We start from the raw sequence: 4586 nt of genomic DNA on the forward strand, positions 1-4586 counted from the left end.
AATTTATCTGATTTCTCTTCAAGTGATTCGGCATAGCCAGTCGGCGTCAAACCACCCAGTGCTTTCTTGGGCCTTTCGTTGTTGTATTCCCTACGCCAGGCTTCGATGACGACCTAGGCATGGGGCAGGCTGGTGAACCAGTGTTCATTCAAGCACTCATCCCGAAAGCGCCCGTTAAACAATTCGAATTAAGCGTTCTGATTGGGCTTGCCTAGCCCAATGAGAAAGATCTGACCCCACGAGCGTGTGCCCAGGTCAACATCGCGCGGCTGCGTTATCGGCCCTGATGGTTTTGGGCAAGCCACGCGTCGTCACCAGCTGGTTGAGGACACGCGTCAGATTCAGACCCCCATCGCACGTTCCGGAACAATAGCCACTGCCTCATGCGTGGCATCATTGACCACGGCCTGATTCTTGATGACACTCCCCTCTGCCGTCCGGTCGAACACGCAGTCTATCGACCAGACTTGATTGGCGACCAAGGGACGTGCCAGTAACTGATTGGACTGTCCCCGCTTCTGTAGGCAATCCTGCTCTATGATTTTAGCATAGCAGGATGTCCATGAGCACACAGCGTTTCACGCCTGAACTCAAAGAAGAAGCCGTCAAACAGGTAACTGAGCGCGGTTACTCGGTTGCCGAAGTTTCCGCCCGACTTGGGGTTTCCAGCCACAGCCTCTACAAATGGGTGAAAGCGGTCAGTCCAGATAACTCCGAGAAGCAGGCGACCGAGCTGATCGAGGCCAAGAGCGAAATCCTTCGCCTTAAGGCGCAACTGCGGCGTACAGAAGAAGAGCGAGATATTCTAAAAAACCGCCCACACGCCCTTTCCGTGGTCCTTATGTCTAGAAACTCTGGCGGTCTACACTCACAGTACGCATGGACTGTCGCCGACTGCTTCTTGGTGGCGTAAACCCCGTCAAAAACTTGGCCCAGGGGAAGCTGCGGACCCGTCTGTGGTGGCGTCTTCGGACGACCCCATTTAGGAAATTGATCAATCCGAATCCCTGTCCTGCGTATGACCGTCAGGAGGTGGATCATGTCTCGCGATCAAGCACAGTCAAAGCCAGCGGGGCTTCTGATCATTCATCCATTTGCAGCGGGAATCGACATCGGTTCGCGCTTTCATGTTGTAGCCATCAATCCGGATATTAGCGATGAGCCTGTTCAAACCTTTCAGTCCTTCACCAGCGACTTGGTCAGGATGGCTGACTGGCTGGTTGCCATGGGTATCCAAACTTGTTGCGATGGAATCGACGGGGGTTTATTGGGTAGCCGCATTTGAAGTGCTTGAAAGCCGCGGGCTGGAGGTCATTCTGGCCAATGCGCGGGAGACGCGTCCGGTTCCTGGCAGAAAGAGCGATATTAATGATGCGCAATGGCTGCGACGACTTCACGCATGCGGGTTGTTACGCGCAGGCTTCTGACCAGGAGGAGAAATTGCTGAACCCCGAGCCTATCTGCGAGCGCGCGAGCGGCATACCGATTACGCTGCCGCGCACATTCAGCACATGCTGAAGGGGCGGACCTACATGAATCTGCAGCTCCACCATGTGATTGCTACAATTACAGGCGTGACTGGGATGAGAATCATCCGAGCTATCGTCGCCGGTGAGCGAGACCCGGACAAGTTGGCAGCCATGCGTGATGTCCGGTGCAAGGAGAGCCTGGCGACTATCCGGGCCGCATTGGTCGGTAACCATCGGCCAGAGCATGTGTTTGCGCTCAAACAAGCTCTGGCACTATACGATTTCTATCAGAACTGTATTGAGGAGTGTGATCAAGAAATTGAAAGGACCGTGGCCAGACTGAACCTTTGCCGTCCTGCGCCAGAGGTTCCGCTTCCCAAAGCCAAGCACCGCAGCAGGATGCCAAGCGATCCTGACTTTGACGTGCGTACGGCCATGTATCAACTTGCAGGGACCGATTTGACTCAAATACACGGTATCGGCCCATTCTTTGCTCTGCGGTTGATTGCCGAATGTGGAACCGACTTGAGCCGTTGGCCAACAGCAAAGCACTTCACGTCCTGGTTGACGCTATCCCCAGGTTGCAAGATCAGCGGCGGCAAGATTCTTTCAGCACATACGCGTAAAACCAGCAACCGAGTCACCGTTGCTCTCCGACTTTCCGCCGTTGCGATTGGGCGGAGCAATACCGCGCTTGGGGCCTTTTATCGTCGTCTTGCCGCCAGGATTGGCCACGCCAAAGCCGTCACGGCAACTGCACGGAAGGTTGCGGTGCTGTTTTACAACGCGATGCGATTTGGCATGGACTATCGAGATCCTGGAGCAGACTACTATAAGCAACAGTATCGAGAGCGTGTGGTCAAGCAACTTCGTTGCCGTGCAGCGTTATTTGGGTTTGAGTTGCAATTGCAACCTGCGCCATCTGTCGAGGGAGTCTCTTGGGAAGCCGCGCGGTACTTTGCCAGGGAGTCCGAGTGAAGTACCGCTTCATGAACGAGCATCGTCATGCCTGGCCACTGACGACCATGTGCCGTTTGTGGCAAGTTGCCCGCGCCGGCTTCTATCAATGGCCACATCGCCCCGAGTCCGACCACGCCAAGGAAGATACTAGATTACTGGCTCTGATTCGTGACTCGTGGCAGGCCAGTGGTGGGGGTCTATGGATCTCGCCGTGTTCTGGGCGACCTGCGCAAAATCGGCGAACTGTGTGGCAAGCATCGTGTCGCCAGAATCATGCGGCAACACAGAATCAAGGCTCAGCGCGGCTATAAAGCCCCACGGCCCATTGCAGGGTAGCCCCCAACCATCTGAACCGTGAATTCACGACATCACAGCCTGACCAAGCCTGGGTAACGGACATTACCTTACATCCGCACCTGGCAGGGCTGGCTTTGTCTAGCGGCGGTGACCGACTTGTTCTCACGCAAGGTGGTGGGCTGGTCGATGAAACCGACATTGAACCGCGAATTGGCGTTGGACGCTCTGCTGATGGCGCTGTGGCGGCGCAAGCCTACCGGTCGTGTGCTGGTTCATTCGGACCAAGGGTCGCAATATCGCAGTGATGACTGGCGCTGTTTCTGCCCCTCCCACGACCTTGAACCCAGCATGAGCCGACGTGGCAATTGCTGGGATAACGCCGTGGCAGAGTCCTTCTTTCACAGTCTGAAGAAGGAGCGTATCCGCAAACGGATTTACAAAACCCGCGACTTGGCCAAGTCAGATGTATTCGATTACATCGAAGTTTTTTTACAATCGAATCCGCCGCCATAGTTACCTGGGTGGCATCAGCCCCGAGGCCTTTGAACGGGCTTCGGCGTGAGGCAGAAATTTGTCTATGGTACCTGGGACAGTCCAACACAGATTCGACTTCGCCTCTCACTCCCAGCAGACATCTTGAAGTTTTCGAAGTAGCCTGTAGACGAGAGACATTTTCAATGCTGACGCCTTTATGTAACAATACTAACATAACATGGTTGGCACTCTGGCTAAGATAATGCCAACAAATAAACACATAATTTAAACTTTTTTGGATTTTTAAGCGACATGACAATTTTGGTTACTGGAGGTGCTGGATACATTGGCTCCCATACCTGCCTGCAGTTGCTTGAGGCAGGCCACGACGTAGTGGTACTCGACAATCTCTGCAATAGCAAAGTCGAATCTCTCAAGCGAATACAAGACCTAACCGGCAAGCAGCTTACCTTCATCCAAGGTGATATCCGAGATACTGCATCGCTCGCAGATGCCTTCTCACACCCCATTCAGGCCGTCATCCACTTTGCCGGACTCAAAGCCGTAGGCGAATCAGTAGAAAAACCGCTGGAATACTATGACAACAATGTCAACGGCACTTTGCAGTTGCTCCATGCAATGCGTCAGTATCACGTAAAAACTCTTGTCTTCAGTTCCTCAGCTACCGTCTATGGCAACCCTGCGACGGTCCCCATCCGCGAAGACTTCCCCTTATCTGCGACCAATCCCTACGGTCGCAGCAAGCTAATAGCGGAAGACATACTACGTGATTTCAGTAAAACGGAACCCGAGTGGAACATTGCTCTGCTGCGCTACTTCAATCCTGTCGGTGCACACGAAAGCGGTCAGATCGGCGAAGATCCGAATGGCATCCCCAATAACTTAATGCCATTCATAAGCCAGGTAGCTATCGGCAAACGCAAAGCGTTACAAGTGTTTGGTAACGACTACCCTACCCCAGATGGCACTGGCGTGCGTGACTATATACATGTTGTCGACCTAGCTAACGGCCATCTCAAAGCGCTGGAAACATTGCAAAAGAAGTGCGGCTTGATCACTGTCAACCTTGGCACTGGCCAATGCTACTCGGTACTTGACATGGTGCATGCCTTTGAGTTGCACTGTGGCCGCCCTATTCCCTATGAGATCGCTCCTCGACGCCCAGGTGACATTCCGGCCTGTTGGGCGGATCCCAGCAAGGCCGAACTCTTGCTTGGCTGGAAAGCAACTAGAGGGCTAGGGGACATGTGCCTGGACAGCTGGCGCTGGCAGAATCAAAACCCTAGCGGCTATTAGTTCTCTGGAAATACTGGCCTAGCACATGTAATCGAGTGGCATCAGTTTCATCGCCCCTGCCATCTCCGC

Annotated in this window: 3 protein-coding genes and 3 pseudogenes; 5 read left to right on the forward strand and 1 reads right to left on the reverse strand. The window is 53.8% G+C overall.

Translation table 11 applies throughout. The features are described from left to right. Positions 1-494: pseudogene (locus ACUXV1_RS23085) on the reverse strand (integrase core domain-containing protein); the annotation flags it as partial. Positions 495-562: 68 nt separating this feature from the next. On the opposite strand from ACUXV1_RS23085, the pseudogene ACUXV1_RS23090 reads away from it, so the two are divergent. The 5 genes and pseudogenes from ACUXV1_RS23090 to galE all read left to right on the forward strand — a co-directional run. Continuing rightward, positions 563-811: pseudogene (locus ACUXV1_RS23090) on the forward strand (transposase); the annotation flags it as partial. A 228-nt stretch (positions 812-1039) separates the two neighbouring features. Then, positions 1040-1285, forward strand: a complete 246-nt coding sequence (locus ACUXV1_RS23095; protein ID WP_208854914.1) for a hypothetical protein — start codon at positions 1040-1042, stop codon at positions 1283-1285. Between the two features lie 619 nt (positions 1286-1904). After that, entirely contained in the window at positions 1905-2447 is a 543-nt protein-coding gene (locus ACUXV1_RS23100; RefSeq protein WP_244269670.1) for a transposase, read from the forward strand. Further along, a pseudogene (locus tag ACUXV1_RS23105) lies at positions 2414-3288 on the forward strand (IS3 family transposase); the annotation flags it as partial. The gene ACUXV1_RS23100 and the pseudogene ACUXV1_RS23105, both read left to right, overlap by 34 nt. Before the next feature lie 224 nt (positions 3289-3512). Next, on the forward strand, positions 3513-4517 hold the full coding sequence (gene galE, locus ACUXV1_RS23110; protein WP_043641479.1) for a UDP-glucose 4-epimerase GalE: 1005 nt from the start codon (positions 3513-3515) through the stop codon (positions 4515-4517). Positions 4518-4586: the final 69 nt, after the last annotated feature.

It is taken from the genome of Chromobacterium sp. W521, assembly GCF_052805975.1.

Excerpts from the sequence above, each read along its gene's own strand:
- ACUXV1_RS23095 (WP_208854914.1), top strand. The coding sequence starts at position 1,040 with ATGTCTCGCGATCAAGCACAGTCAAAGCCAGCGGGGCTTCTGATCATT.
- ACUXV1_RS23100 (WP_244269670.1), top strand. The coding sequence starts at position 1,905 with ATGTATCAACTTGCAGGGACCGATTTGACTCAAATACACGGTATCGGC.
- galE (WP_043641479.1), top strand. The coding sequence starts at position 3,513 with ATGACAATTTTGGTTACTGGAGGTGCTGGATACATTGGCTCCCATACC.